Consider the following 218-nt stretch of genomic DNA (forward strand, 5'->3'; position numbering starts at 1 on the left):
TCTCTGGGACTGGCCGCCGGAGAGTTCCTCCGGCAGCTGGTGCGCCATTGAGCTGATGCCGAGCTGGTCGATCGCGTGATCCACTCGAGCCGTGATGTCGGACGCATCGATGCCTTCCAGGACGAGTGGCAAGCCGATGTTCTCCGACACGTCCAGGGCGGGGATCAGGCTGGGCCCCTGGAAGATCACGCCAATGTCGCCCACCCGGCCGGGGTCGA

1 protein-coding gene is annotated in these 218 nt (G+C 66.1%); it reads right to left on the reverse strand.

All coding sequences use genetic code 11. From position 1 onward, the window contains the following. On the reverse strand, nucleotides 1–218 hold a 218-nt coding region (locus BN358_RS13480), incomplete at both ends, for an ATP-binding cassette domain-containing protein (RefSeq protein WP_040583684.1).

Origin of the sequence: Sedimentibacter sp. B4, assembly GCF_000309315.1 — a bacterium.
Classification (GTDB): domain Bacteria; phylum Bacillota; class Clostridia; order Tissierellales; family Sedimentibacteraceae; genus Sedimentibacter; species Sedimentibacter saalensis.